3 protein-coding genes are annotated in these 3,116 nt (G+C 41.9%); all 3 read left to right on the plus strand.

What is annotated here, in order from left to right; genetic code table 11:
* Window positions 1-78: 78 nt before the first annotated feature.
* The 3 genes from ACEW8F_RS16770 to ACEW8F_RS16780 all read left to right on the plus strand — a co-directional run bounded on the left by ACEW8F_RS16770 (window position 79) and on the right by ACEW8F_RS16780 (window position 2,771).
* Window positions 79-708, plus strand: a complete 630-nt coding sequence (locus tag ACEW8F_RS16770; protein WP_373484610.1) for a CoA pyrophosphatase — start codon at window positions 79-81, stop codon at window positions 706-708.
* Window positions 708-1,784 carry a hypothetical protein gene (locus ACEW8F_RS16775; RefSeq protein ID WP_373484611.1) on the plus strand — a complete coding sequence of 359 codons (1,077 nt, stop codon included), beginning with the start codon at window positions 708-710 and terminating at the stop codon, window positions 1,782-1,784. The genes ACEW8F_RS16770 and ACEW8F_RS16775 overlap by 1 nt, the downstream gene beginning before the upstream one ends.
* A gap of 69 nt (window positions 1,785-1,853) precedes the next feature.
* Window positions 1,854-2,771 (plus strand): DMT family transporter, encoded by a 918-nt coding sequence (locus ACEW8F_RS16780; protein WP_373484612.1) that lies wholly within the window; start codon window positions 1,854-1,856, stop codon window positions 2,769-2,771.
* The last annotated feature ends 345 nt before the right edge of the window (window positions 2,772-3,116 follow it).

Genomic DNA, 3,116 nt, shown 5'->3' on the forward strand with positions numbered 1-3,116 from the left:
ATAAAACATAAAGATAGCGAATTGGCAGTGTGTAGTAATTTGAGGGCCAGTTCAAATAGATAGTTGAGGTAGAGCAAATTGGAACGAGAAGATTTTTTTAACCGGCGCCCGGGCATGATTGGTGAAAGAAATTTCAGTCAGTATGCGGTGCTGGTAGTTATAGTGGAAACTGCAGAAGGGCCGGCATTTCTTTTTGAAAAACGGGCGGAGACATTGAATCGTCAGCCGGGAGAAATCTGTTTTCCGGGGGGACGGCTGGAAGTGGGTGAAACACCTTTGGAAGCAGCAATCCGCGAAACCATCGAAGAATTGCTGGTTGATCGTCAGCAAATTGAAATACTGGGACCTGGCGATGTGTTTATATCGCCGTTTAATATGATGATCTACCCATATATTGCGTTGCTTCGAGATTATCGGTATGGTTTTAGTCATGAAGAAGTTTGCGATGTTTTTACCGTGCCGGTGCGTTTTTTTCAGGAGCATGTGCCCAAAAAGTATCTTAATCATCTGAGTCATGAACAGCCCAACGATTTTCCTTATGAGTGTATTCCGGGCGGAAAGAACTACCCCTGGGTTAAAGGGACTTATGAAACAAATTTCTATACCTATCAAGAAGATGTGATTTGGGGGATGACCGCATGTATTGTCGAGTCCACCGTAGAATTGATTCAAAACTACCATTTACTAAAGGGAAAGGGGGAACTATAATGAAGCTTGCTAAATTACTGATCAGTGTCATCGCGATGATGATGACCTTTGTTTTTATTTACCAATCCATGGTTAGCGGAATACTGGACTTATCATCCCAAACACCGGATATTTACGGATATGGATGGTTGGTTGGACTTGCTTTGCTGCTAATTGCCGGAACAATCGGAGTAGCATCAATAAATAATGATGACCGGAAAATATTACTGACCGCCGCAAAATTTTATTTTGGCTCCGCTATTGTTATGTTTTTGTTTGCTGGAAATGATAGCATGACAGCTACAGCTACAGTTTATGGAGTGGTAGCGGGAATTGTTTTTCTGGTAAATGGTCTAATGACAAAAAATGAAGATGACCCGGAATATGGTTGGGAAGAGAAACGATCTTGGGGCAAAAGGAAAAGCGAGGTAAAAAAAGACGCGAGAGATAAAGAGCCCTGGGGCGTAAATGATTATCATGAAAAATCAAAAAAAGATCTAAACCGAAAATCACCCCGAAAGCCATGGGTGTTTGCGATCATCTGGATGAGTATTGTAATTATTGCCGGAATCTTTTTTGGCATTGCCTTTCTGATCGATGAAGAGGAAAGCCAATATGACTATGAATACTCAGAGCAAGTACAAAACGACGAAACAATAACACCGGAGCCAGCCAGAGTCTATGGACCCGGGGAAACATGGACGGTTGATGGCGATTTTTCAGTGACCTTTACGGCCGCCAATGAGACTGATTTTAGAAATGAGTTCTCAGAAAAAAATCCAGCCCAGGTAATCGTGTTGTCCTATGATTATACCAATATTGGACATGAAAAGGATGTGATGGATCTTTATATTTCGTCGGTCAGCTTTTACGTGATCGATGAAAGTGGCGAGATTGCAGAAACATATCCGGTGACGGGAATAACCTATCCCCAGGAAGTACCGATCGGAGCATCGAGTTTGGGAGCCCAGGAAGCATTTGGCCTGAAAAATGCCAGTCGGGAAGTGATGGTGTATGTGGAAATTTATGGGAATGATTACGTGCCCTATGAAGCGTTTTTCAAACTGCCGATTCAAAGTTCAGTGCCAACCGTGTAAAACCACAACTGGAAAATAGTAAGTTAATAAAACCCTTCAGGAATAGCAAGAAATCGAATCGAGGAAATAATGAAAAAAATCTATATCTATGTCTTTTTAACCGGAATGCTTTTCGGATCGATGGAGGTTGCCTTGAAAATTGGGGGAGCAACATTTAATCCCATTCAGCTGACCTTTATCCGCTTCTTAATAGGAGGGCTTTTTCTCTTGCCCTTTGCAATCAGTGATCTCAGAAAAAAACAGATAAAGCTCAGCAAAAGCGATTTAGGTTATCTTTTTACATTGGGATTAATCTGCATCTGTTTTAGTATGGTGCTTTTCCAGATTGGCTTGATGGGCATTAATGCCAGCCTGGCGGCGTTGATTTTTTCGATCAATCCGGTATTTACGATGGTCTTCGCCCATTATATCGTGCATGAAAAATTCACGAAGAAAAAGGCCATCGCGCTGACCATTAGTATAATCGGGTTGATTATTGTGATGAACCCTCAAAAGCTCAGCTCCGGTGAAAACAATCTCTGGTTTTTGTTAATGACCCTGGTGGCGGCGATTGCCTTTGGGTTATATACAGCCTATGGCAAAAAAAGAATTGCTAGAATCGGCGGGGTGGCCCAGAACAGTTTTAGCTTTCTGATGGGCTCGGGAGTATTGCTGGTGATGTTGATTGCTAGTGGACAACCTATTTTTCAGGGCGTTAGTCTGGAAACCGCACCACTACTTTTTTATCTGGGCGTATGTGTGACCGGGATCGGTTATTACTTCTATCTGAAAACCGTCGAAATCGCCGGGCCCTCCATGGCCTCGGTAGCGTTTTTCATCAAACCAATGGTTGCGCCGCTTTTCGCATTAATTATTCTGGGCGAAACCATTACCTTGAACATTGGCATCGGACTGATTTTCATATTATTCGGATCGTTTGTTAACCTCACCGATGGTGATAAATTGGTCAGGATGTTCAGATTGGAAAAAGTGTTTTACCGACAGTGAAAAAAAGATGCGGCTTTTTGCAAAAACTAATTGACAAAGAGTTAAAAAGTCTTTATACTAACAAAGTCGTCAAAAACAGCGACGGCGAAAACAGAACAACACAGAAAACAACTTAAAAGAATTTCAAAAAACAGCTTGACAATCATAAGAAACGACGATATAATAGAAAAGCTTCTTCGGTAGGAAACTGCCGGTAAAACAATGAGAAGCGGCGGTCATAGAAAAGAGAATAGTACCATAAAACCTGTAAAACAGCCGAAACATCCGCGAGGGTGAAAGAGGCTAAAATAGAAACAGAGAGATGCACTCTTTAAAACATCAGCTCGGCAGAGGATAAAGTGCACT

The sequence above is a fragment of the Acetobacterium sp. genome (assembly GCF_041752335.1).
GTDB lineage: Bacteria > Bacillota > Clostridia > Eubacteriales > Eubacteriaceae > Acetobacterium.